Genomic DNA, 26,043 nt, shown 5'->3' with positions numbered 1-26,043 from the left:
GCCACAAAAAAGACGAAAGAAAACATTAAAACATCATTCATCTGTTAGTACCGATCGGCTGAACCCATCACTGGGCGTACACCTTCGGCCTATCAACCTCGTAGTCTACAAGGAGATTAATTGGGAAAATTTTCTTAGGACTGGCTTCCCGCTTAGATGCTTTCAGCGGTTATCCAGACCAAACATAGCTACCCTGCTATGCCGTTGACACGACAACAGGTACACTAGAGGTTTGTTCACCCCGGTCCTCTCGTACTAGGGGCAACTTCCTTCAATTTTCCTTCAGACATGGCGGATAGAGGCCAAACTGTCTCACGACGTTTTGAACCCAGCTCGCGTGCCGCTTTAATTGGCGAACAGCCAAACCCTTGGGAGCTTCTCCACCCCCAGGATGCGACGAGCCGACATCGAGGTGCCGAACCTGGTCGTCGATATGGACTCTTGGACCAGACTAGCCTGTTATCCCCGGCGTAACTTTTATCCGTTGAGCGATACCCCACCCACATGGTGGTACCGGATCATTTTCACCGACTTTCGTCCCTGCTCGGCTTGTAGGCCTTGCAGTCAAGCCGCCTTGTGCGAATACACTATGCGTCCGATTTCCATCCGGACTTAGGCGACCAATTGCGCGCCTCCGTTACTCTTTAGGAGGCAACCGCCCCAGTTAAACTACCCATCAAACACTGTTCCCCTTTTGTGAGGGGTTAGACTCTAAGCAAAATCAGGGTGGTATCTCACTGTTGGCTCCACCAAGGCTTGCGCCTCGGCTTCACTGCCTCCCACCTATTCTGCACAGATAGTACTCAGAGTCAATGTTAGACTATAGTAAAGCTGCACGGGGTCTTTTCGTCCTGCCACGTCTAATCGGCATTTTTACCGATATTGTAATTTCACCGGGTCTAAGCTCGAGACAGTATACCCATCATTACTCCATTCGTGCGGGTCGGAACTTACCCGACAAGGAATTTCGCTACCTTAGGACCGTTATAGTTACGGCCGCCGTTCACCAGGGCTTAGTTTTGGAGCATACACCCCTCCACTTGACCTTCTGGCACTGGGCAGGAGTCAGCCCGTATACATCGTCTTACGACTTTGCACGGACCTGTGTTTTTGATAAACAGTTGCAGGTATTCGTTCGCTGCGACCTACATCCAGTTGATATAATCGCAAGATGCAGGTAAGGCTTATCCCGAAGTTACGCCTGCTGTTTTGCCGAGTTCCTTAAGCTTAGTTATCCCGATCACCTTGGTATACTCTACCAGTCCACCAGCGTTGGTTTGCGGTACGGTATTTTGAAACTCTCGAAGCGAGGATTTTCTCGTCCGCGGAAGCGTTTTGAATCTAGTCTTACGACCATTTGCATCGTGCCTTACGAACCCTAACGGATTTACCTGAAAGGGCATAAGCTCAACACTTGCACGCAAATTCATTGATGCGCTCAAAGACTCCTACGGCGTCCCCCCGAATCTAGCGCCACTTTCAATTGATGATATTCCCCTCGCAATCCCGAAGGACCTTGAGTGGAACGATATCGCTTTCCAGTTTTGCTTGGGCGATTTTCAAAATGTACAGGAATATTAACCTGTTGTCCATCAGCTTATGGCTTTCGCCTGGGCCTTAGGACCGACTAACCCCAAGTCGATTAACGTGGCTTGGGAAACCTTGGACATTCGGTGTTTACGTTTTTCACGTAAATGACGTTACTTATGCCAACATTTGCACTTCTCAACGCTCCACCAGACTTTACAATCTGGCTTCAGTGCCGATGAGAACGCTCTTCTACCGTATAATAAATATACCCGCATCTTCGGTTAGAGATTTGAGCCCCGTTGTATTTTCGGCGCAAAATCGCATAGACCAGTGAGCTATTACGCACTCTTTAAAGGAATGGCTGCTTCTAAGCCAACCTCCTGGTTGTATACGCAATTTCACATCCTTTACCACTAAATCTCTATTAGGGACCTTAAATGGCGGTCTGGGCTGTTACCCTCTCGACGATGGCACTTAGCTGTCACCGTCTGACTCCCGTATCATACAATTGGTATTCGAAGTTTGTCTAAGTTTGGTAGACATATTTTGCCCCCTAGCCTAAACAGTGCTCTACCCCCAATTGGTTTAAAATACGAGGCTAGCCCGAAAGCTATTTCGAAGAGAACCAGCTATCTCCGGGTTCGATTAGAATTTCTCTCCTACCCACAGGTCATCCACTTGTCTTACAATACAAGTTGGTTCGGTCCTCCAATAGGTTTTAACCCATCTTCAACCTGCCCATGGGTAGCTCACCCGGTTTCGGGTCTAGTGCATGGTACTTGGCGCCGGTTAAGACTCGCTTTCGCTACGCCTCCGGGTTTAACTCCCTTAGGCTTGCACCATACAGCTAACTCGTTGGCCCATTCTACAAAAGGTAGGCCGTCACCCCGAAGGGCTCCGACTTATTTCAAGCAAAGAATTTCAGGATCTATTTCACTCCCCTTCCTGGGGTGCTTTTCACCTTTCCCTCATGGTACTTGTTCACTATCGATCTCAAAACTTATTTAGCCTTGGAAAGTGGTCTTCCCAGATTCAGGCCGGATTTCTCGTGTCCGACCCTACTCAGGAACACTCTGGAAATCGTATCTATTTTCGCCGACGGGGCTATCACCCTCTATGGCCGCCCTTTCCAGGGTCGTTTGGCTAATAGAAAACGCTTTCGTGTTGAGGTCCTACAACCCCCTATCCCGAAGGATAAGGTTTGGGCTGTTCCCGGTTCGCTCGCCGCTACTACGGGAATCTCTATGTGATTTCTTTTATCCAGGGTACTAAGATGTTTCAATTCCCCTAGTTTCCGCCTCTTTCGAGGCTACAGAACATTACTTCTGTAAGGTTTCCCCATTCGGAGATCTTCGGGTCAAAGCTTGCTTAGCAGCTCGCCGAAGCTTATCGCAGCTGGCCGCGTCCTTCATCGGAGTTTTGAGTCAAGGCATCCATTCTTTGCATTTTTTTCAATGATTTAACGTCATCTTCCGTGCTTTTTTATGGCAATTAGAAAGAATAATTACTCATCAACAGGCTCTTCCTGTTGTGAGTCTTAAAATTGTTTTGTTCGTTCGAACTGAAGTAGTCGTTCAGTTCAAACCCGAATTTTCAAGGAACAAAAAGGTGTATGTTTCCATACACCCTAGAAGCTCAAACGGTCCGAAGGACCTGTGTGGTTTGAAACTCTAGGGTAAATGGATCAGTATCATTAAGGAGGATAAAGGACCGCGCTTACTGATTAAGCTGGGGCATTATAGGAAGCCGACAAGGTGAAGTCAATAGGAATTTTATTCGGATTTTTCTGGCTCATATCCGAGTGGAGTGGCGTGCCAGATTATGTGACAGGTATCATCTTGAGCCACAGAGATGGTCAACTGCACATCACCATCCGAAAAAGTCCACCCAGACAGGGAGAGGTTAAGATCTGAATCCTCATCCTCTGGCTCATAGGTTGGATGCTCAACCGCCTTTTCTAAACAATCAATCTGATCCTTATTCGCCGAAGTGGTATCGATACGCAACCTCAACTGGGCACACATATCATCAGAATCAGGCCTAGGCGTAAAAGATCTTGGACCAATAGGATCTTGCAAAGCAAGATGGCAGTCCATCCCAATCTGAGCGAGCAGGGGGTCGGCTACCTCAAGTGCAACTGCTTGTCCAGTTTGAGAAGTTACATAATCATAAACCGCACCGCCCATCCCGAGTACCACGGCACCCGCAAATGCAGATTTAAAGTGTCTCATAAAAACAAGTTAAAATGACAAGACCAGGAGTCTAACAATAAAAGTTAGAATAGTCAATAGTCGTCTTGACATATACCCATATTGGCTCTTTAATTTCCGGGAAGTACCATTTTATAAAAAATATGTCTGAAGTATCTGAAGCCATCGACGCGCCTCAACCCACCACGGAATCCCCTGAACGCCTCCAAGAACTCTTGAATCGTTTGAATGCAATGAGGCCTCGTTTAATAAGGACTATGGTGGAAGGGGGCCTGTGCAATAAAGAAGAAGCGGAAGACATATTTGGAGAAGTAGTATTGAAAATCCTTAAAAATCCAACCAGATTCAGCGGTGGAGAGTATGCAAACAACTATTTCTATAGAGCTGTTTCAAACCACGCCCTCAACCTTATTCGTAACAGGAAGAATCGCTCGAAACTTCTTGCCAAACATTCAGAGACAACCCCCACTTCAAGTGAAGGATTACGGGAATTGGAGTTGAGAAGTCAACAACAAAAAATACGAGCTCTTTTGAGACCCCACTTAGAAGGGTTATCCCAAATCCACCGTGAAATTTTGGCCCTGAGGTACGAACAGGATATGCAGTACGACGAGATTGCAGCTGAACTGACGATTGAAATGGGCACGGTCATGTCTCGTTTATCTCGAGCAAAAAAGGCTCTACGCGAAAGATTGGACCCCGAAACAGAAGAAGCCCTTAAAAAGCTTCTTTAAGAAGCACCCAGACTAAGACACAAATCGTCCAAAGGTGTTCAATAAGAAATCTTGCAAGGTTCCCATCGCCCACATGAGGGAGAGGATGAAGATGAAAACACCTAAAAACAAAAGGAAGGTCCAGGTCCCCCCCGCGCCGAGAGTCCGTTCTGCAAAACCAATATCTCCGGTGAAATTTTTGATTTGAGGTCTAAAAATAAGAATCAAGAACCCGAGCACCATTCCTATAAGTCCCTGTAAAAGCATAAGTATAAAATGAAAGCCCCCTCAGTTTGCCATGTCTGCTTGATTTTTTGAACCCCAAAGTGATATAAGTTCTTCGCTCTCGTTTTTTTAGCGTTGAGCACTAGTGGGGCCTTAGCTCAGTTGGCTAGAGCGCCTCGTTTGCACCGAGGAGGTCAAGGGTTCGACTCCCTTAGGCTCCACCACCACGCACTTTAGTGCGTACCAAAAGAGTCCCGGCAGGGACTCAATGCTATTCGGGCGATTAGCTCAGTTGGTTAGAGCGCGACACTGATAATGTCGAGGTCGGAAGTTCAAATCTTCCATCGCCCACCATTTTTCTTATTGAGCGTGCACGGTACTTCCATCCGGCAATAGGTACGCAACACGGTGTTTTTCAAGAGAGTATGGGGGCCTGAACAGTACACAATCCTCCAGTGCTTTTTGCAAATACGCCCTCTCCATCGAGGCAAGAAGCTGATTCATGTAATAACTCTTGAAATCCGTATGTTTAAGAACAACAAGAGCAGGATTATATAAATCAAAAGACTCATGGAAACCCGCCGCGTGCTGCAAAACGCACGCATCAAAAATTTCCCCATACGCCCTGCATTGGGTCTCCGGAGCAACAGAAAAACCTAAAGAACGAATCCATCTCTGAAAAACAAACCTTTTGAAAAGAGTGGTATTGCCATACACATGATTAGGAACAGACATAGCGCGCTCAGCCAATTGTTCCTTCAAGACATCGAATAGTTCAAAGGGGCTGAACCCAGAAACTTCCTTGGAAGGATTGGACTCACCAGCAAAAAAAAGCAGTAAATCTTCAGGGCCCACACTCTCCACAATTTTAATCAAGTTACGGAAATACTCAGTATAAGCAGGAAGTTTTGTCCGGGATGGCGGATCTACCTCTCCTCCCATTACAAATCCGGGATGAACAAGGAGATGAACAGTATCTAATTGTTGAGGAGCTTTAGATCGAGCCATAATTTATAGTGCAGCCCAGTTTTCTATATTAGTTCTTCTCTGAATCCTCTGGCCACTCCATCCACTTCCCCGCCGGGGTGCCGCAAACCAAAAACTTGGGCAGAAACCTTCTGCTCACCAGTCTCTGGCCAGTCGTGAAGAGAAACTTTGACAACGATGTGATCAACTCCTCTTTCAGCAGCAACTCTTTTTAAATCTGCCACAAAAGCATTTTGATCAATATCTCCATAGTCGAGATACCTTCCATCTATTCCAAGGACAACCGCATCCTTAAATTCCTGTTCCGATAAAGTATCCTCTCCAAAATGCGACGAAAGCTCAACGCTCACGGGAAGATCCCCATCCAAATTCGCGCGAGCCACTAATTTTTGGGTAAGAGTTAGTGCTTGAGTCTGGAACTCGGGGCTGAATGTGGGTACTGCCTCACTCGTACCATTTAAAGCTTCATGCACTCGATTCCGAAGAGTTTCGACGGCCACCGGGTCAGCCCCCTCATGCGCCAGACCAAAGACCTCAGCACCATACGATTCGCCATCAGGATAGTTGAAAAGAGTAATGAGAATCTGTATCAGATCGACAGGAAGAGCACTCACGAACTTTATGTCCTCAATAAAAGCTTCTTGGACCGTATCACCTGAACCGGGCTTATCATACCAAAAGTATTTCGGCCCTCGTCCAACGACGAGAGCTCTAGTGACTTCTTCGCGAGTTAAATCCGGGCTTTCAATGGGATGATCATTAGCAATCTTAAACCGCAATCGAGGATCATCTAAAGAAAGTCCCGCTTTTTCCACGCAAGTTTGAACAAAGTTCAGAGCCTCTTCCCTAAAGCCCTCTGTGAATTCGGGCACTACAGGGTCTGGAGACGGGAGATCAGTGGGCATGGTATAAAAATTTAATGCTAAAATGGAGCCCACTATATAGTGGAAACGGCTTCCACTCAAGCAAAAAAGCCCCTTTCGGGGCTTCTAGGTTTCTTCAATTGATACGCTGCGGAAGTAAATCTGCAGTCTGATAATCCAGATCTAAAAGAGAGGCAAACTCTAGGGTGAATGCATCTCGCGGTGCACTCGCTCTCCCAGTAAAGGGAGAGGCGACCTAGGAATGGTTACACGACTTCTTTCGAAGTCCTTCGTAACTCCTTAATAGGAGGTAGTCCATCCGCACGTTCTCGTACGGATACCTTGTTACGACTTAGTCCCAATCGTTAGTTTTACCTTAGGCCCCACTGAGTGGGAACTTCGGGCACCCCTAACTTTCATGACTTGACGGGCGGTGAGTACAAGACCCAGGAACATATTCAATGCGCCGTGGCTGATACACATTTACTAGCGATTCCAGCTTCATGAAGGCGAGTTGCAGCCTTCAATCCGAACTTGGACCGGTTTTGGGGATTGGCTCCGGATCACTCCTTGGCTGCCCGTTGTACCGGCCATTGTAGCGCGTGTGTCGCCCAGAGTATAAGGGCCATGCTGATTTGGCGTCATCCTTACCTTCCTCCTAGTTATGCTAGGCAGTCTCCTTAGAAAAATACAACTAAGGACAAGGGTTGCGCTCGTTTACGGACTTAACCGAACACCTCAAGGCACGAGCTGACGACAACCATGCAGCACCTGTCTTCCCGTTCCTTACGGCACTTCTCTGTTTCCAGAAAATTCGGGAGATGTCAAACCCTGGTAAGGTTCCTCGCTTATTATCGAATTAAACCACACGCTCCACCGCTTGTGTGGGTCCCCGTCTATTCCTTTGAGTTTTAATCTTGCGATCGTACTTCTCAGGCGGATCACTTATCGCGTTTGCTTAGACACCGAGAGGGTCGAACTCCCGACATCGAGTGATCATCGTTTACAGCGTAGACTACCGGGGTATCTAATCCCGTTTGCTACCTACGCTTTCGTCCATGAGTGTCAGAGAATGGCCAGTGAGCTGCCTTCGCTTTTGGTGTTCCTCTGCATATCTACGGATTTTACCCCTACATGCAGAATTCCACTCACCTCTCCACCTCTCTAGCATAGTAGTTTCAAGCACAGTCTTGAAGTTGAGCCTCAAGATTTAACACCTGACTTGCTACGCCACCTGCGGACGCTTTACGCCCAATAATTCCGGGTAATGTTTGCACCTCACGTATTACCGCGGCTGCTGGCACGTGATTTGCCGGTGCTTATTCTTAGGGTACATTCAGAATTATTCCCCCAAAAAAGCAGTTTACGACCCAAGGGCCTTCATCCTGCACGCGGTGTCGCTCCATCAGACTTTCGTCCATTGTGGAAGATTCTTTACTGCTGCCTTCCGTAGAAGTGGGAACCGTGTCTCAGTTTCCCTCTGACTGGCCATCCTCTCAGACCAGTTACCCGTCATAGGCTTGGTGAGCCGTTACCTCACCAACTACCTGATAGGACGCAGGCACCTCTCAAACCGCAAAAGCTTTACCCTTACGGGACCATCCGGTATTAGCTATGATTTCTCATAGTTATCCCTGAGTTTGAGGTAGCTACCAACGCGTTACTCAGCCGTCCGCCGCTCGGCTCGAAGCCTCGCTCGACTTGCATGTATTAGACGCACCGCCAACATTCACCCTGAGCCAGGATCAAACTCTCCAATAAAGTACCCGAGGGTACTTTTGAGAAAGATCGAAGCTGATGCCCCCTGTTGGCCAGGGGGCTAGCCTAAATTTAAATTTATTTATACTCGGAAAACCGAGATTAAAACCTAGAATTTGGGACTCTCTATTAGATCTGAATTGTCAAAGGTCAATTGAAGAACGAACACAAGTCTTGAAAGAAATGTGCCAGACGATTCTAGCGTGCATCCAGGTAAAGTCAATACTATTTTTAGTCTAAACGAAAATAGATTTGGCTGGGGGTATTCAACTGCTATAATGCAGCCACATTAACTCCACGCACCCAATGAACGATTTTCACCATTATACAAAAAGCAGTCTTCTTAAAGCTCAGGCCAAATATCTTCGCGACAATCGAGGGCTTTCCCGTGAGCTCACCAGCATGCTGGTTCCCACCGTACTCGAGAAAACACACGAAGGGGAACGGGCCTACGACATTTATTCCCGTTTGCTCAAGGACCGCGTGATTTTCATGTTCACGGAAGTGGAATCCGGCATGGCGAGCTTGCTCATCGCCCAAATGCTCTTTTTGGAAAATGAGGATGCCAAGCGAGACATCACCATGTACATCAACTCTCCGGGCGGCCATGTGACCGCAGGTTTGGCCATTTACGACACGATGCAGTACTTGAAGCCGGATGTTTCCACCGTCGTGATGGGCATGGCCGCCTCCATGGGCGCCGTACTCCTCTGTGGCGGAGCCAAGGGAAAACGATTTGCACTCCCCAATGCCGAAGTGATGATTCATCAACCTTTGGGAGGAACCGAAGGTCAGGCTTCCGATATTCGCATTCACGCCGACCACATCATCAAAACCAAGAACCTGCTCAATGGAATCATCGCACACCACACGGGTCAAAAACTCAGCAAAGTGGAAGTGGATACCGACCGGGATAATTTCATGAGTGCCGAAGAGGCAAAGAAGTATGGTTTGGTGGATGCCATTGTAACTCGCCGCTAAGCACTTTTATGCCTTTTGGTAAAAAGAAATATCGCAACCTGAATGTGGTGCATGTTTTTAAGGATGCCTTAAAGCACAACCTGCACCTCTACCAAAAATGGTGCCCCCACCAAGCCATTTGTCCGGTTTTAAAATCCAACGCCTACGGGCACGGGCTCACCCTGGTGGCCAAGGCACTCGACGACGAAAACCTCCCCTTTTTTGTGGTGGATTCCCTGTACGAAGCCTACGAACTCAAAAAAGCCCGCATCAAAACCCCTATTCTTATTATAGGAGCCTCTCACCCGGAGAGTTTGCACACCGGAATCATCGGCCGCGTCCGCCGTCTTCCCTTTCATTTTTCAGTCTATAATAAAGAAAGCGCCGAGCTTTTTGCCAAACTGGGCTACCCCGTGCACCTCAAAATCGAGACCGGGTTTTCTCGTCTGGGCTTTTCTTTGGAAGCATTGACCGAGCAGCTTCCCTTCTTCAAAAAAATCGGTCTGAATATTGAAGGCGTTTACACTCATTTTGCCGATGCGGACAACCCTCACAACGATGCGAAAACCACGGAACAAGTGCAGCGCTTTGAGACCGCTCTGACCTTGATCGAAAAAACGGGCTTCAGCCCCAAGTGGATTCACTGTGCAAACAGTGCCGGAGCGCTCAAAGTCAAAAATCCAAAATTCAATATGGCACGCCTGGGCATCAGCCTCTACGGCATCCCCGTCATTGAAGGATTCGAGGGCCTAAAACCCGCCATGGAACTGGAATCCACCCTCATCGCCATCAACGAAGTCAAAAAAGGTGAAACCGTGGGCTACGGCGGAACATTTACCGCCCCCCACCCCATGCGAATCGGCATCATCCCCGTGGGTTATTACGAGGCCCTGCCCCGTAGTCTCAGCAATGCCGGTTGTGTGGAAGTGAATGGAACCCTCTGCCCCATTGTGGGCCGCGTGTGCATGAATCTCTGCATGGTGGATTTAAGCCATGCGGAAGCCAAACTCTACGATCCCGTGATCGTGTACTCTCGCCATCCCGAACAAAAAAACTCCGTGCTGGAACAAAGCAAGGCCGCCCAGCTGATCCCTTACGAACTCCTTGTTCACATCAGCGAGAGCGTCGCACGACGCCTGGAGTAAGCAAACCCTGCACACATCAGTCCTTTTCAATTTCCATGGTAGGCTCATCCGGACCAAGATCCTCTTCCCCAGTTGAAGTACCTAAAAATGCATTAAGAGTTCCTTTCCTATGAAGATCTTGTAAAACCGCGACTTGATCTGCATTGTGCCTCTCCGCCCACACCCCCTCAGCACCTCTTGTTGCAGACAAGGGAGCATAAGGAAAATTATCCCCGCCCCGACGCAGTTCAAAGTCAGCCCCAACAAGAGATGTACAATTTTTATCTAAACTCATAAAATTTGAAATTAATAATAAACAGCCTGAGCAATAAAATATTTACCGTTTTAGTAAAATAAAGTCAACAGATTTCAATGGCCCGTATACAAGAATTCAAGTAAACTGCGGCCAATGAAGAAAATCCTAATCAGTTTATTCCTCACCTCTCTACTCCTAACGGCGTGCGGCGGTTCGGACTCCACAACGGATGGAACTACAGAGGATTCCGAGGAAGCTTTTTATTTCACATACAAAACTTCTGAGTTTGAAATGGAAGTTCCGGACGACTGGGAAATTGAAGATGCCTTCACTCCAGAATATCCGGACAATTTGGAAGTGGCGTTTAAAAATGCCATTCAGGACAGTGTCTTCACTTCCAATGTGACCGTGCTGAAAGAAAACAATACTCGCGGAGACACCAGTTACGATTTTGGTCAAAGAAAACTCGCAGATCACGAAGGGACACTGGTCAATTTTGCGCTCATCTCACAGGAAACTGTCACCCTGACCGTGGGTGGAGCTGAAAGCAAAACCATGCTCAGCATTTTTGAGGGGAAAAACGACAATTCCGGGCCCAAACTTCGCTTCATGCAGATCACCCTCACCAAGGGCACCGAAGCCTGGACCGTGACCGGGACCGCTCGAAGTGGCGAAGATGAGCTGATTCTTGAGACCATCGACACCATGCTCCGTTCCTTCACCCTCAAATAATGATTTGGAATATCGATCCTGTTCTGGTGGATTTGGGTCCGCTGGAAATCCGCTACTATGGCGTATTTTTTGCCCTCGGTTTGTTTCTGGCCTACAGCCTGATTCGCTTCATGGCAAAGAAGAAAGGGCTTTCTCTGGATATCGTGGAAAACCTCACCGTGGTTTTACTGGTGGGGCTCATCGTGGGAGCTCGTTTGGGGCACATCGTGTTTTATGAACTGGATTACTACCTCGCCAACCCCATACAGATCCTAAAAGTATGGGAAGGAGGCCTTGCCAGCCACGGAGCCGCCATCGGACTTTTGGTGGCCTTTGGATTCTTTTTGTGGAGACACCCCAAAGTGCGATTCTTGGACTATGCCGATGTGCTGGTGGTGGGCGCCACTATTCCGGTAAGCCTCATCCGCTTGGGAAATTTTTTCAATAGTGAACTGGTGGGACGAGTGACCGAAGTGCCTTGGGCCGTTGTCTTTGAACGAGTCGATGCCCTCTCCCGACATCCCTCACAGCTCTACGAGTTTGGCATGGGCATGTTGCTCTTTGCCATCCTCTTCCCTCTTTGGTTGAAGAAATACAAAACCCTCAAACCCGGTTTCTTCTTCGGCCTCTTTTTTATGCTTTATTTTGCCATGCGCTTCTCGGTGGAATTCTTCAAAGATTTTCCTCTCCATCAAGGGTTTTTGGACCTCACCACCGGCCAAATCTTGAGTATTCCCTTCTTTACACTGGGCTTTGCGGTATTTCTCTATTCTCATGCAAAAAAACACAGCTAAAGAAGTTGCTGACGCGCTCAAAAATTTAGCCACTCCTGACCGTGCAAAAAACTCCGCTCGATTTTTTAAAACAGATCCCGGTCAATATGGCCACGGCGATCGCTTTATAGGAGTCACTGTTCCAGAGATACGACTGGTCGTGAGCAAATACAACGCATTGTCACTCAAGGAAATTGAAAAGTTACTCCACTCCCCCATTCATGAAGACCGTCTGGCAGCGTTGCTCATCCTGGTAAGCCAATATAAAAAAGCGAAAAACAATGAAGTATTACAGGAGGAGCTGGTGGATTTTTATTTGGCCAATATCGCGTTCATCAATAACTGGGATCTGGTGGATGGTTCCGCACCGTATATTTTAGGTCATTATTTGTGGGAAAAACCAAAGACTCTGCTCGAAAACTTAGCAAACTCAAACAACTTGTGGGAAAGGCGCATCGCCATGATCAGTTGTTTCTACTTCATAAGACAAGGGGAATCAAAAGAAGCACTTCAAATTGCTCAAATGCTCCTCAAAGATCCGCATGATTTGATGCACAAAGCGGTGGGATGGATGCTACGGGAAATTGGGAAAAATTGCGGAGAAAAAACATTGAAAGATTTCTTGGAGAAGAACTATTCAAAACTACCACGCACGGCGTTTCGTTACGCCATAGAACGCTTTCCGGAAAAAGAAAGAAAAGCTTGGCTGAAACGCTAGAAGCCGTTCACATAAAATGGTGCCTGGGGTGGGGATCGAACCCACACGGTCTTGCGACCACAAGATTTTAAGTCTCGCGTGTATACCATTTCACCACCCAGGCGAGGGACAGACAGGAACGCTCGTCTTCGACGAGTGGAGGCAAGGACGGGATTCGAACCCGTGTGGTACGGTTTTGCAAACCGCTGCGTAACCGCTCCGCCACCTTGCCATAAATGAAGCCCTCCATTTGTAACACAGCTCGTCCCCTTATTCCAGATCAAGTTTCATGCAAAAAACAGACCCCCCCGATTTTAAGTATTCAGAAGTATCCACGCCGTAAACCTCAAAACCTCGCTCTTTCAAGATCCCTTCAAGTCGTGGACAGCCTTCCGGAATCACCACAAATTTTTGATCCAGACAATGCAGATTGCATGCAAACCGATACGCTTCTTCTTCCGTCACCTCAATCGAACGAGGGTGGTTGCGCAAGATTTCTAAAGCGCCCTCCTCCGTAAAAGCCGGCCGATAAAAAACCGCCGTTTCTGCATCCACAATCGCAAGACAGGTATCCAAATGATAAAAGTCCGGATGAGCCAACTCCAGGGACCGCACCGGTTTCCCAATGATGTGCTCGATGGCCCGATGCGCCACCTCTGTAGTTCGGGGCCCGATTCCTGCCCATAAAAAAGCCCGATCCGCGGAATAAATAAAATCTCCCATCCCTTCAAAAGTGAGATCCGGAGGTAGTTTCACCAGCTCATATCCATGAGCCAAAAACCACTGCTCAAAAAAAACAACTTCTCCCGATCGTTCCGGATTGGCCATGTTGGAAAGAATCACCGCCTTTGACCCATCCGCTCGCTCAAAAGGTAGACTTTGGTTGGCACAAAAAACCATGTCCGGATAACCCGGCTGCCCCGGCAAAACAAAAAGTTCAGCACCTATTTTTTCATAAACACCTCCCAAAGCCTCCCACTGTTCCGCCGCTTTGGCGCCGTCCACACTCCCCACTTTCATGTGAGGGTTGATGGCGTAAAGAATGGCAAAATAATCGGGCGAAACGCGGAGGATTTTCATAAAAGAGAATCAGTTGGCTCGTTCCACATACTCACCGGTCTCCGTATTGATACGGATCAGGTCTCCTTCATTCACAAACAGAGGAACCTGGACATTGATTCCGGTTTCCATTTTGGCGGGCTTGGTTCCGGATTGCGCACGATCTCCCTTCACTCCAGGGCTCGTTTCCACAACCTTCAAAACCACTTTAGGTGGAATTTGGATGGTGATGGGACGACCCTCATACAAAACCGCGACCACATTTTCTCCGTCCTTGAGGTATCCCATAAGATCTCCAAGGTTTTCCACGGTAAAGCTGAACTGCTCATAAGTTTCCATATCCATAAAATTGGCATCGGTGGCATCTTTGTAGAGATATTGGCAGGTCTTTCGTGCCACATCCGCCACCTCAAACGCCTCTCCAGACACAAAAGTTTTCTCCATCACACTTCCATTCATAAGATTACGAAGCTTGGTCCTCATCACCGGCTTGCGTTGTGCGGTGCGCATAAAAGAATTGGAAATGATTTGCCAGGGCGCGCCCGCATGATTGAGAACCACTCCAACTCGCAGATCGGTGAGAGATTGTGCCATAAACTGGGGTTAATGAGAAGGAGTCGCTTACGCGACAAGCTATTGATACGCACTAAAGTGCGTGGTGGACCGGGCGGGATTCGAACCCGCGACCAAAAGATTAAGAGTCTTCTGCTCTACCAACTGAGCTACCGATCCGGGGGGATTTTAGCAAAAGCTCCCTGAGCTGCCAAGCAGAATCGCAGGGGATTGATTTTCGTCTTGCCAAAAGGGTGAGTGTATACTACCCTTGTGATATGAAACTCAAAACCATCTTCGTCTGCCAAAACTGTTCCTTCCAAAGTGGGAAATGGCTGGGCAAATGCCCCAGTTGTGACCAGTGGAACACCTTGCTGGAAGACATCATCAATGTGGGCAAACCCGACTCCGTCAACACCGGCCGAAGACCTGTTCCCCGCAATCCGGGGAAGCCACAAGCCATTTCCGCCTCTCACACTCCAAGAACCAGAATCCTCACCGGCATCGGCGAATTCGACCAAGTGATTGGGGGCGGTTTTGTGGAAGGCAGCCTGATTCTGCTGTCGGGCGAACCGGGCATAGGGAAATCAACGCTCACCCTGCAAATCACCAATCAAATGGCTGCTCAAAAAAGCCGCGTCCTTTACATCACCGGAGAAGAATCCATCGAACAAGTGGCAGACCGCGCCAAACGGTTAAAATCGAAACAAGAAAATATTGAGTTGCTCTACGAAAACAATTTGGAAAACATTCTGGCCGTCATCGAAGGGCAAAAACCGGACTTTTTAGTCGTCGATTCCATTCAAGTGATGAGCTCTGCGGAAATTCCCGGCGCTTCCGGCAGCCTCAGCCAAGTGCGATTCGTCACCGAAATGCTGATGAATGCCATCAAAACGCACAATATTCCAACCCTGCTCATCGGTCATGTGAACAAAGAGGGCAATATCGCCGGCCCCAAAGTGCTCGAACATTTAGTAGATACTGTGCTTATTTTGGAAGGAGAACGCGATCATGAACTCCGCATGCTCCGCGCCATGAAAAATCGTTTTGGCCCCGTAAACGAAGTGGGTATTTTCGAAATGACGGAAGAGGGCCTTCACGAACTCAAAAATCCGGGCCAGCGCATCTTGGAGAACCGAAAAGAAAGCTGCTTGGGCACCTGTCTCACCATGAGCATGGAGGGCAATCGACCCTTGCTTGTTGAGATCCAAGCCTTGGTAAATCACACCGATTTTGGCTACCCCAAACGATCCGCCAACGGGTTTGATCGAAACCGGCTGGAGCTCCTTATCGCCGTTCTGCAAAAACACGGCGGATATTCTCTTTCGGATCAAGATGTGTACATCAATGTCACCGGGGGCATCCATGTGAGCGACCCAGCCTGCGACAGCGCAGTTTGCATGGCCATTATTTCCAGCTTACTTAAAAAGCCTATTCCGGAGATGAATGTCATTGTAGGCGAAGTAGGACTATCCGGTGAAATTCGCAAAAGCTACAAAGATAAAGATCGAGAGAAAAGTACCAAAAAAATGGGTCTGGAACTCCTCCTCCCTCATTCAATAGCCACCTTAAGGACTATTTTTATAGCTTGATAAGGGTGAAAAACAATGAAATGATGCTAAAACTACATTCGCTCCACTTTCTCTATTCCAAGCAATTCCAAAGATTTCGATAACAAGGAATGGGAATACTGAACAAGTGCAAGTCGGGTATTTTTAAGTTCAGGAGCAATGGGGTCTTGACCCGCCAGTGCCGGCTTAAAAATCGGACACTTCTCGTAGAAAACCGCAAACGCTTTAGCCAACTTGTACACATAATCAGATAAAAGCGTTTGATCAAGAGTCCTCTGAATAGTTTTCATACAATCTGTAAATTCAACCAATGTCATCAAAAGGTCATGCTCAGCTGGGTCAGCCAGAGTAGAAAAATCCGGAGCTGCGCCAGGCGTTGAAACTCCCCCACCATTGTCTTCAGCAGTTTGGAGAATCTTTCCACTGCGGACATATTGATAAAGAATATAAGGACCTGTCTTCCCTTCAAGCTTTACCGATTGTTCCGGATCAAATTTTATTCTACTGTCAGGGCGACTCGACAGAAGGTAATAGCGCATAGCTGCAATACCAATTTTGTCAGCGACTTCATCCTCAAGCACCTCCCGTCGAGGCACCCTTCCGGCATCTGCAAGATCCGAAGATTGAGCACTCACTGCTTTTACATTGTCACGCAGCGCATCAAGGATATCGTCCGCATCCACCACCGTTCCTTCACGAGATTTCATTCGTCCCGAGGGAAGGTCCACCATACCATAAGGAATGTGTTTGAGTTTATCAGCCCAGCCGTAGCCCAAAGCCTTAAGAATTCCAAAAAGGACTTCGAAGTGACGAAGTTGTTCATCAGCCACTACATACATACTGTTATCCGGGTGATAGTCCTTCGCTTTGAGTTCCGCCATAGCCAAATCCTGAGTGATGTATACACTCGTTCCATCAGAGCGCAGCAAAACTTTCTTACCACTCAAGGGATTCCCCTTTCTATCCCGCACCCCAAGTTTTTCTAAATCAGCAACTACAGCACCGCTTGGATCCCTTTCAAAGGTACCACTGTCCAAACCTTTCTGAATCATGTCCATCGCAAGCTTATAAGTCTGTGATTCGAAATAGATAATGTCAAAATGCGTGTCGAGACGATCCAGCGTTTGTTCCATACCTCCAATAGCCCAGCCGTTCATCTTTTCCCATAGCGCCCGCACCTCCGGATCTCCATCTTCCCATTTTTGAAGCATTTCATTCACTTCAAGAACGAGGGGAGCTTCAGCTTTAGCCTGACTTACAACACGTTCTTCCAAGTTTGCGTGTTTTTTCTTGGCTTTTTCAAAAGCAAGCTTGAGTGTTTTATCAGTAGGCTGATCTTTCATTGCCGATTCAAGTTTTGCGAGTTCTTCGCTGGATGCCAACAGCTCTGCTGCCATCTCAGGCTCACTCTTGATGCGCTCAATAATGGGTTTTAGCTGTGCCTGCAAATCTTTCTCGTAACGAACATAGTAATCCCCAACAAAATGATCGCCTTTAACGCCGGTGGACTCAGGCGTGGCTTCACCGCCATACAATTGGTAGGCAAGCATAGATTTACAAATATGAGCACCACGATCATTGAACAGATTCACTTTGGTGACATCGTGTCCGAAAAACTGGAGCAATCGGGCCAAACTTTCTCCCAATGCAATATTTCTAAGATGCCCCAAGTGCATGGGCTTATTGGTGTTGGGACTAAAAAACTCCAACATAGTACGATCACCGACAGGCTCTATTCCTCCGTTAGGCTGATCAACAATATTTGCAACAACCCGTCCCAACGCTTCGTTCGAAACTTGAAAATTAATAAAACCTTTTTCAGCAGAAATCGTAATACCAGCAGGGATCAATCCTATAATAAGGTCCCTGATTCTCACAACAACATCATCTATACTTTCTGTAGCCTCACGCAAAGCATGGAGGTTCAAACCATAGTCCGCTCCCTCAACTCTCGCCCTCGTAACAGGTTGCCCCAGTTTCTTTCCAAGAGTACCTTCAACAACAGAGGTCAGCTCATCACAAAGGCTATAAACATGAGATTCTGCAGTTGACATAATAATGAATGACTGTAATTGCTTCAGAAGGTCAGCTTACAGCCTTTCTGGCATCAAATCAAGATACTCTCTTCCAATACAAGATGGGCCTGAAAGTGGTTGCATCATCAATCTTTGCGGTAGTCTGCGTCAAATCAGTCAAAAATTTTCGACATTAAGGTACTGGAAAACCCTGCCCAGTATGACGCAAAAAGACCGATAAACTACGCTTACTTGGCAATAAATATAATGAGTAATGAGATCCAGATCCACGACTGGTTTGTTCAAAACTTGAAACAACCTTAGCGAATACATCATCCATGAATCCCATATGTTCACGGCCTCTTCTCACCTGCTCATAAGACATCCATCCTTCTAGGTACTTGTCATAGAGACTAAATCCAATAACCTCCAAATCCTGAGCGGAAAAAACAACAAGTGGATTCCTATCATCACTGTGCCGTGATACGAGTTGATCAGCAGGAATATCGGTAAAATCCCTTACTATCCTTTCAACTAACCGTCCAGCAATCTCTTCTTTTCTGACTGTAAGGTTCTCGGAAGTCGAAGAAGTAGAGTCCCCGTCATCTTTACACGCCAGAAAGCCACCATCAAAAATCGCCTCTTCAACACCAGCAGAATTCATCACTTTAAGGAGTATACCAGTAATCTCGGCAGACCGAGCTTCGACTTCCCGTAACTGCTCGAACATTTGTGGACTTACGCGAACATCACCAGCCCTAACCTTTGGCTGATCAACGGTTAAATTATTTATTCTTGCATTCATCTCTTTAGGGATTACAAACAAAGATTCAAGATACTGAATAAACTTATCAATGATTCACTCTTTTCACCATCATAATGTGATCAATACCCGCATCATCAAAAATCTCACCCTCCTCAACAAAACCAAGCTTTTGATAGAATGGCACGACCTCCAGTTGAGCACCCAGAACTATAGTTGTATAGCCACTATTCTGAATATAATTCATGGCGGTCTCCATTATTTTTCGTCCAATTCCAAGTTTTCTATGATCCTTTTTCACAGCTACACGCCCAATTTTGACATGATCATCCTCAGCAAGAATACGAAGTGTGCCAACTATCTGATCGCCCTGTAATGCAAAAAAATGCATGGCCTCTTGATCAAATTCATCAATTTCAAGCTCAATCGGAACATGCTGCTCAACTACAAAAACCTCATGACGCAAATCAAAAATAGCAGACATGAAGTCGGATTTTCCATCAGTCATTTGAATTTCAATTGGCATCATACTTCCGTAAGAGTTGTGAAATAATATCCAAACCCTCATCCATCTGCGATAATGATATATATTCATTATCCGCATGAGCCATAAGAATATCCCCTGGACCAAACATCATAATCTTTTTAAATTTCTTAGCGTACAAGGGACTATCCGAAGAAAAAAGTACACGAATAGCATTCTCCCTATACTGAGGTGGAACATAAAAGACAAATGGCTTCAGGGCAGGATCCAGCATCTTTACAGACGCGTTCAAGCATATCTTTTTTATCTTCCGCAAAATCAGAGCGGGGTCCTCCTGTATACGAACAGATATATGTGCAGTAGCAGTTCCCGTACTAACATTCAGCGCTTCACCCCCTTGAATGTAACCAACATTTATCGAACTACCATATTTCCCGTTCAATAATAGATGTATGTCGAGGACTAAGTCATGAATAGCCGAACGAAAGCCTGGAATAGAAGTATGCTGCTTTTTTGCCGTCGTCGAGAGGCTAAAATCCAAAATTCCAGCTGATGCATGTATGAATTTATTCCCCGTTGGCTCTCCATTAAGAAGATATTCGGAACCAATACTCGAATGGTTAATAAGATGTCTCGCCCCAATACTATCCACTTCCTCTCCAATCACATAAAAACAGGCATATTCACTAAGACCACTCTTGATCATTCGCTTCAAAGCGGAAAGCTGAGCAACAATTTGGCCCTTTGCATCACATGATCCACGACCATATACTCTGCCGGAGGCCATTCTGACATGAGGACCACCAGGCACAGTATCAAGATGTGATGTTAGTGTGAGTGAAGGATTTCCTCTTCTCAATACAATATTTGATCTCCCGTTTATAACATTCTGCAATTCCAAAACATCATGGGGTAAGTTTCGTTTCATCCACTGGAACAAAAACATGGCGGACGCATGCTCGCTTCCTGTTACAGACGGAACATTCAAGAAATCCACAAGGAAAGAAATTTCATCAGGAAGCATGGTTCAAAGAGTTTTGAATAACATCATACAAAAACACACCTATATTGATAGGTGCGAGAAGGGAAAACATGGAGAGCAATGGCTTCAAGATATGTTTTTGGTTATGTGATAATTATCAATAAATAAGTGTTCCACAGGGGAACTCAAAAAGCTCTTGAGAGCATCTTCGGGAGTCTCCACAATTGGCTCATCCTTACCATTGAAAGAAGTATTGAGGATAATAGGCACCTGAGTTTGATCAAAAAATTTATGAATCAAGGAATACAGTTTTGCATTTTGTTTGCGATTGATCGTCTGCAACCTTGAAGTGCCATCCACATGAACAATGCCAGGAGCCATTTCCTTAGTCTTCTCTCTAACACGAGGAGAAAAAAGCATAAATGGCGATGGACAGCTGATATCAAAAAAATCTCGCATGTATTCTTCCAAAACAATCGGCGCCAAAGGCCTGAATGTCTCTCTGAACTTCACTTTCGCATTGATATAGTCTTTCGTCTCTACACGCATAGGGTTCCCTAAACAGCTTCGGTGGCCCAAAGCTCTTGGGCCAAATTCACATCCCTCCTGAAACCACATGATCACATTGTCTTTCACCAATAAATCAGCAGCAAGAGTCGTGAGCTCATCTTCATTCAGCTCTTCAAACTCTACTTGGTCGCTATACTTCTCTAAGACTTCCAACTCCTGACTCTGAGTATAGGCCTTGCCAAAATAAGCAATGTCCAACGGCTCAGTACGCGGAAGGCCCAAAAGCTGATGAGCAACAAAATAGGCTGCTCCAAAAGAAATTCCATTGTCTCCAGGGCCTGGGAAAACAAAAACATTCTTAAATTTCGATTGCATTAAAGCCTTGGCATTCATCACGCAGTTGAGTCCAATCCCACCAGAGATACACAAATTCTCACTCTCTGCTATTTCATAAAGATGATGGATGTAGAAGAAAACAATTTCCTCAAAAACACGTTGAAACGAAGCGGCTATATTTGCTCTCAGTTCAAAAGCACTTCTATCTTGCACAGCATCGGAAAAAGCATTGAAAAGCTCACCATTTTTAATCGAAACACAATCCGGCTGAAAAATAAGAAAATCCTTTATAAAATCATAATATTTTGGTTCGCCATACGCCGCCAAACCCATCATTTTCCCCTCATCAAACATTCCAAAACCGGACAAAAGAGTTCCTATCCGATAGAAAACTCCTAAAGAATTTTCCATATCGTAATAGCTCGTCACATGGCCCGTGACCAACTTAAGCTTCTTAATAGATTGATCTCTACCTTTGGCCAACATCAAGGTCTCGTAGCACTGACTGTTGCAAAGATCGCCGTAACCATCCGCCACAAAAATAGCAGCCTCTCGAAATCCAGAAGCATAAAAAGCCGCAGAGGCATGCGCCAAATGATGATTAATATGAATGGAGTTACCATGAAACGGAAAAGCCAAATGCAGTGAATTCCCCGCAATCACATCAATGTCATCCATAGTGATGCCCAAAGCGTTTAAGCAGTAATCAATGGAGGGTTGCAACCGAGCTTCGTTTTCTTCAGAAGAGGATTTTTCCAACTCCATTTGGGAAAAGATCGAAGGATTTTTCCTGGACTCTCCATAGAGTGCAAGTCCATGTTTGACACGAGAAAGTCTCTCTTCCTCAATAGCAATGAGGGGAACAGCATCTCTGAAAATACACACCGATCTATCATGCAAGGAATCTGAGAAACCGAGGATATAACGTTGCCCAGCTTTATTCATAGAAATCTTATACTTTATAAAAAGTTTTTTGAGTATCGCTCAAATGAATATTCACTCTCTGAAGCCAACGATCCGAACCGTCGTATTTTGCTTCAAACGGTTCTCGCCCATGAGCAACTCTTGTATTATTAATAACAAGCAAATCGCCCGGATCAATAACAACATTATGGAAAAGTGGCCCGTGAACGGCTACTATTTTCTGAACAACGGCCTGACTCTCGGGAGTAATACCTCGGGTATACTCTACATCATAGCGCCAAACACGAATCCCATCCACGAGGGAAAGAATTCGGAAAGGTTCAGTAAAAACCGTACTGTTTAAATCTTTACGCAGTGATTCATCTATTTCTGTAATAAAAAGAGGCTCATACAAAAGAGCAATTTCTGACTCCGTTAAGAAGTCGAGAAGCTCGTCCAATTTCAAAATAGGCGTATTCACCTTATAGTCGGCCGTGCGTAAACCCAAAAGAACAAGGAAATCGGGAGGATCCGTCATACAAGACAATTCCGTATGAAGAGTCAGCATAACGCCCGAAGATTTGGAAGATTGGTTTTGTGAAAGTTTTTTGACAGGATAAATGTTATGGATCAAAAACCCGGCGTTTTCGGCATCAATAGCAAAAGGCGTACCCAGCAAAGTACTGGCCATGAGCAGTAGATGCTCCGACAAGAAAGTACTTTTAAAAAAAGATGGAGATTCATCAAGAGGAGTGGATGGCAAATCCAAATCCAGTGGACAGTTCTTGATAACAAGTGCATCAGCAAAAGATCCCGCATCGAGATAGGATAAGAATATATCTTTTAAAAAAGGGGGCGCCAGGCGAAAAAAATCCGTGCGCTGATGGAGATATCCAGAAATAGAATAGCTCTGTGCGTAAACATCTTCGGAACTAAAAGACTCCAACAGATCACTCAAAATCGTCCGCTGAGAACTCGTAAGAATGACTTGGCGGAGATGAAACATAGAAGGGATAGCAATGAAATAGAGACTCGTTAACCTGCAATAGCAGAGTATAACACCATCTTCATCCTCCGATCTACCTCAACTTCACCGACTCTATCATAAGCACTGACACAAAACGGTCTTTTTTTAAATAGGCTCAGAATCTTGCGAAAAGTCGGAAGTAGTCATAGTGAAATCAGTAAACTTTCATAGTAACTCAAAGCATCATTACCAGGTGCACCCAGAGTAGCACGACCTTGTAACACTTTTTGGGGATCTTCACCAAGGGCTCGAAAGCCATCTTTAAACTTCGTCATAACCTCCTGGTAGGCATCACGAAAGGGTATTCCTTTTTCGAAGCTCAGCTGAGTAGCTAAATCTGCGGAATAAATGTCATCCTGTGTTTTAGTTAAAATCTCATCAGATTTAGGCTTGATACCGCCAATAAAAACAGAAATCAGCTGCAAACTATCCTGAACAATGGAAGTGCTTTGAATAACGGCTTTTTTGATAAGTTGATAATCTCTGTTATAACCGGAAGGCAAGCCCTTTGAAATCCCTTGCACCATTTCTTTGTTTGCGAAACAAACGGAAAGATTAGCGCGTAAAACTTCCAATAAATCCAGATTTTTTTTCTGGGGCATAATGGAAGATCCCGTCGTGAGATCCGCAGCGACTTCAAAGAAAGAAAATTCCCTGGTAGTAAACATTAGAAAATCAGCGGCCAATCGTCCAAGAGTCATCATGATCTGATTAACTCCCTCCAAGTAAACGCTCTCAAATTTACCCCGGCTACTCTGACAATAAATAGAGTTAATTTGAGTCGACGCGAATCCAAGTTCCTTTGTAGTCAACTCACGATCTAGAGGAACATTACTGCCAAAACCAGCTGCCGATCCCAGTGGATTTTTATCGATATGTTTAAGCACACTATCCAGGAAAGAAAAGTCATCCAACAAACTCTCTACAAACGAAAGCATGTGGTGGCCGACACTCGTGAGCATAGCTTGTTGTGTGTGAGTGTAACCAGGCATAGCCACAGAACGGTACTTTTTGGCATACACCAGTATCTCCTCAGCAAGTTTTTTAACAAGTTGCTGTGTAACCAGGAGGTTCTCTTTCATGAACAACCTAAGCGCTACCAACGATTGATCATTTCGACTACGACCCGTATGAATCTTTTTACCAAGATCTCCCAGCTCTGAGACGAGGTAGTTTTCCATAACGGTATGGCAATCCTCATCTTCAATAGAAATCGTCACATCACCGCTCTTCACCAATTCCGCTAAAGCTTTGAGAGTTTTTTGAATGCTAGAAAGCTCTTCCAAAGAAATAACTTTCGCTTGGGCCAAAGCCTTAGCATGAGCAAGCGTCCCAATAATGTCGTAGGGGAAAAGAACCCTATCTAGGAGATAGTCCTCCCCAACCGTATAGCGTTCCACCACACTGTTGAGTTTAACAGCACCTTCCTTTTGCCAAAGTTTAGACATAGTTATTTGGAGTGATTTTCTTGTTCTACTTGGTAGTGAGTTTTCATCGCCAAGGAGTAAATTTCTATGAAACCAGCAGACGCATTTTGGTTGAAAGCCACATTTTTATTGAAAGTTGCCAAATTTTCGTTGAAAAGAGAATAAGGGGAATTTACCGTGAGTACATCTATTTTACCCTTATAAAGGGAAAATCTCACCTTACCCGTAACTTTTTCATTCATACTGGCGATGAAACTGTTTACATGCTTCATTGTAGGGTCCATCCACTTTGCACTGTAGCACATATAAGCCCACTTGCTGTCCATGAATTCCTTGAGTTCATTTTCAGTTTGAGTAGAAACAATTTTCTCTAAATTCTTATGAGTGGTAACAATAATATGCGCTCCGGGGTTTTCATAAACTCCACGAACTTTCAAGCCAACCAAACGATCTTCAATAAGAATCACATATCCAATGGCATGTTTTGCCCCCATGGCATTACAATCCTTAATAATATCTTGCAAGGCTTTCTTCTCTCCATTGATTGCAACCGGGACGCCGGCAGCAAACTCAATCTCAAATTCTTCCTTTTGGTCTGAGGCCTCTTCCTGAGTCTTACAAACCTGCAAAATAAGCTCCAACTTAGGTTTGAGACTTGGGTTTTCAATTTCCCCACCCTCTCCGGTAAGGCCCCACATATTGTCATCCCAGGAATAAGGAAGATTTTTCTTAGTTTGAGGAGTTTCTATCCCATGTTTTTTTGCATATTCAATTTCTTCCTCTCGGCCCATTCCCCATTCGCGAACAGGAGCAATAATTTTCATTTTTGGAGCATAACAAAGAACCGTTGCCTCAATACGCACCTGATCATTCCCTTTGCCTGTACATCCATGAGCAATGGCATCAGCCCCCTCTTGAAGTGCAATTTCGACAGCCTTTTTAGCAATCAAAGGTCTACCGATGGGTGTACTTAAATGGTAATCCCCCTGATAAGAAGCATTTGCCTTGATGGCCTTAGAGATATAGTCATTGGCAAACTCTTCCTTACAATCTAAAACATAAGCCTTAGAAGCCCCCAACCGAAGCGCCTTGGCCTTCACCTCTTCAAGATCATCGGCCTGTTGACCAAGATCAAGAGTCAAAGCAATAATTTCACACCCATAGGTATCCTTAATCCACTTCAACATTACAGAAGTGTCCAGACCTCCCGAGTAAAGCAGTACACATTTCTTAACCTGCCCTATCTGAGCCTCGTAAGAAGCGGCTTTTTGATAAGTAGTATTAGAGTCCATAAGAAGAAAAAGTTTTAAATGATAGAAAAACACCCCTTAAGGTCAGGGGCGAATCTTATGATCCGCGGTACCACCCTGTTCACTTCCAGGTTACCCTGGAAAGTCTTATTCGATACATCTCTAGTTAGCTAGGAAATATATCGTGAGCTTGATAACGGACTCTGCCGGCGACACCTACTTGCCACAAGGGCTTTCTTCGGCTGCTGTCTTAATTTGAAGGGCGTTCAGTGGGACGAGTTGCCGGGCTTTCACCACCCCCAGCTCTCTACAAACATCGTGGGTCCACTTACTTTTCTTCAGACATTTCAAAGGAAC

19 protein-coding genes, 5 tRNA genes and 2 rRNA genes are annotated in these 26,043 nt (G+C 45.8%); 9 read left to right on the top strand and 17 right to left on the bottom strand.

Features of this window, described 5'->3' with window-relative positions; genetic code table 25:
- Positions 1-24 precede the first annotated feature (24 nt).
- Positions 25-2,992: ribosomal RNA gene (locus WC777_05280) — 23S ribosomal RNA — on the bottom strand.
- A 310-nt stretch (positions 2,993-3,302) separates the two neighbouring features.
- On the bottom strand, positions 3,303-3,761 hold the full coding sequence (locus WC777_05275) for a hypothetical protein (GenBank protein MFA6024584.1): 459 nt from the start codon (positions 3,759-3,761) through the stop codon (positions 3,303-3,305).
- 122 nt (positions 3,762-3,883) lie between these two features.
- Here WC777_05275 and WC777_05270 point away from each other — a divergent pair, with 122 nt between their 5' ends.
- Entirely contained in the window at positions 3,884-4,474 is a 591-nt protein-coding gene (locus WC777_05270; protein MFA6024583.1) for an RNA polymerase sigma factor, read from the top strand.
- A gap of 12 nt (positions 4,475-4,486) precedes the next feature.
- On the opposite strand, the gene WC777_05265 is transcribed toward WC777_05270, so the two are convergent.
- Complete coding sequence (locus tag WC777_05265) at positions 4,487-4,720, bottom strand: hypothetical protein (protein ID MFA6024582.1); 234 nt, start codon at positions 4,718-4,720, stop codon at positions 4,487-4,489.
- A gap of 105 nt (positions 4,721-4,825) precedes the next feature.
- Between WC777_05265 and WC777_05260 the strand changes: the two genes are divergently transcribed.
- Positions 4,826-4,902: transfer RNA gene (locus WC777_05260), tRNA-Ala, on the top strand.
- Positions 4,903-4,955: 53 nt separating this feature from the next.
- Positions 4,956-5,032, top strand: a tRNA-Ile gene (locus WC777_05255).
- A gap of 6 nt (positions 5,033-5,038) precedes the next feature.
- Here the strand turns inward: WC777_05255 and WC777_05250 are convergent.
- The 3 genes from WC777_05250 to WC777_05240 all read right to left on the bottom strand — a co-directional run bounded on the left by WC777_05250 (position 5,039) and on the right by WC777_05240 (position 8,289).
- On the bottom strand, positions 5,039-5,686 hold the full coding sequence (locus WC777_05250) for a hypothetical protein (protein ID MFA6024581.1): 648 nt from the start codon (positions 5,684-5,686) through the stop codon (positions 5,039-5,041).
- A 23-nt stretch (positions 5,687-5,709) separates the two neighbouring features.
- Positions 5,710-6,570: a hypothetical protein gene (locus WC777_05245; protein ID MFA6024580.1), complete on the bottom strand. Its 861-nt coding sequence runs from the start codon at positions 6,568-6,570 to the stop codon at positions 5,710-5,712.
- A gap of 261 nt (positions 6,571-6,831) precedes the next feature.
- Positions 6,832-8,289, bottom strand: a 16S ribosomal RNA gene (locus WC777_05240).
- A 399-nt stretch (positions 8,290-8,688) separates the two neighbouring features.
- Here WC777_05240 and WC777_05235 point away from each other — a divergent pair.
- The 5 genes from WC777_05235 to WC777_05215 all read left to right on the top strand — a co-directional run bounded on the left by WC777_05235 (position 8,689) and on the right by WC777_05215 (position 12,828).
- On the top strand, positions 8,689-9,267 hold the full coding sequence (locus WC777_05235; protein ID MFA6024579.1) for an ATP-dependent Clp protease proteolytic subunit: 579 nt from the start codon (positions 8,689-8,691) through the stop codon (positions 9,265-9,267).
- 8 nt (positions 9,268-9,275) lie between these two features.
- A complete protein-coding gene (gene alr, locus WC777_05230) occupies positions 9,276-10,391 on the top strand; it encodes an alanine racemase (GenBank protein MFA6024578.1) in 1,116 nt (371 codons plus the stop codon).
- A gap of 388 nt (positions 10,392-10,779) precedes the next feature.
- Positions 10,780-11,358, top strand: a complete 579-nt coding sequence (locus tag WC777_05225) for a hypothetical protein (protein ID MFA6024577.1) — start codon at positions 10,780-10,782, stop codon at positions 11,356-11,358.
- The gene (lgt, locus tag WC777_05220) at positions 11,358-12,131 is read left to right on the top strand and encodes a prolipoprotein diacylglyceryl transferase (GenBank protein ID MFA6024576.1); all 774 of its coding nucleotides are present in this window, start codon (positions 11,358-11,360) and stop codon (positions 12,129-12,131) included. The genes WC777_05225 and lgt overlap by 1 nt, the downstream gene beginning before the upstream one ends.
- A complete protein-coding gene (locus tag WC777_05215) occupies positions 12,112-12,828 on the top strand; it encodes a DNA alkylation repair protein (protein MFA6024575.1) in 717 nt (238 codons plus the stop codon). Before lgt ends, WC777_05215 begins: the two co-directional genes overlap by 20 nt.
- Before the next feature lie 17 nt (positions 12,829-12,845).
- Here WC777_05215 and WC777_05210 read toward each other — a convergent pair.
- The 4 genes from WC777_05210 to WC777_05195 form a co-directional block, all read right to left on the bottom strand.
- Positions 12,846-12,931: transfer RNA gene (locus WC777_05210), tRNA-Leu, on the bottom strand.
- Positions 12,932-12,964: 33 nt separating this feature from the next.
- Positions 12,965-13,039 (bottom strand) — tRNA-Cys (locus WC777_05205).
- Positions 13,040-13,077: 38 nt separating this feature from the next.
- Entirely contained in the window at positions 13,078-14,460 is a 1,383-nt protein-coding gene (efp, locus tag WC777_05200; protein ID MFA6024574.1) for an elongation factor P, read from the bottom strand.
- 62 nt (positions 14,461-14,522) lie between these two features.
- Positions 14,523-14,598 (bottom strand) — tRNA-Lys (locus WC777_05195).
- Positions 14,599-14,696: 98 nt separating this feature from the next.
- Between WC777_05195 and radA the strand changes: the two genes are divergently transcribed.
- The gene (gene radA, locus WC777_05190; protein MFA6024573.1) at positions 14,697-16,013 is read left to right on the top strand and encodes a DNA repair protein RadA; all 1,317 of its coding nucleotides are present in this window, start codon (positions 14,697-14,699) and stop codon (positions 16,011-16,013) included.
- A gap of 29 nt (positions 16,014-16,042) precedes the next feature.
- Here radA and argS read toward each other — a convergent pair whose 3' ends face one another.
- The 7 genes from argS to WC777_05155 form a co-directional block, all read right to left on the bottom strand.
- A complete protein-coding gene (argS, locus tag WC777_05185; GenBank protein ID MFA6024572.1) occupies positions 16,043-18,043 on the bottom strand; it encodes an arginine--tRNA ligase in 2,001 nt (666 codons plus the stop codon).
- A 154-nt stretch (positions 18,044-18,197) separates the two neighbouring features.
- Positions 18,198-18,809: a hypothetical protein gene (locus tag WC777_05180; GenBank protein ID MFA6024571.1), complete on the bottom strand. Its 612-nt coding sequence runs from the start codon at positions 18,807-18,809 to the stop codon at positions 18,198-18,200.
- 43 nt (positions 18,810-18,852) lie between these two features.
- Positions 18,853-19,296 carry a GNAT family N-acetyltransferase gene (locus WC777_05175; GenBank protein MFA6024570.1) on the bottom strand — a complete coding sequence of 148 codons (444 nt, stop codon included), beginning with the start codon at positions 19,294-19,296 and terminating at the stop codon, positions 18,853-18,855.
- Between the two features lie 1,018 nt (positions 19,297-20,314).
- Positions 20,315-22,024 carry a carbamoyltransferase C-terminal domain-containing protein gene (locus tag WC777_05170; protein MFA6024569.1) on the bottom strand — a complete coding sequence of 570 codons (1,710 nt, stop codon included), beginning with the start codon at positions 22,022-22,024 and terminating at the stop codon, positions 20,315-20,317.
- 7 nt (positions 22,025-22,031) lie between these two features.
- Positions 22,032-22,988 (bottom strand): TauD/TfdA family dioxygenase, encoded by a 957-nt coding sequence (locus tag WC777_05165; protein ID MFA6024568.1) that lies wholly within the window; start codon positions 22,986-22,988, stop codon positions 22,032-22,034.
- Between the two features lie 29 nt (positions 22,989-23,017).
- A complete protein-coding gene (gene argH, locus WC777_05160) occupies positions 23,018-24,457 on the bottom strand; it encodes an argininosuccinate lyase (protein MFA6024567.1) in 1,440 nt (479 codons plus the stop codon).
- A 2-nt stretch (positions 24,458-24,459) separates the two neighbouring features.
- Positions 24,460-25,728, bottom strand: a complete 1,269-nt coding sequence (locus tag WC777_05155) for an argininosuccinate synthase (GenBank protein ID MFA6024566.1) — start codon at positions 25,726-25,728, stop codon at positions 24,460-24,462.
- Positions 25,729-26,043: the final 315 nt, after the last annotated feature.

Source organism: Candidatus Gracilibacteria bacterium (genome assembly GCA_041661045.1).
Lineage (GTDB): Bacteria > Patescibacteriota > Gracilibacteria > UBA1369 > 2-02-FULL-48-14 > 2-02-FULL-48-14.
The sequence above is the reverse complement of the archived record's forward strand: the minus strand, read 5'-3'. Positions and strand labels throughout refer to the sequence as shown.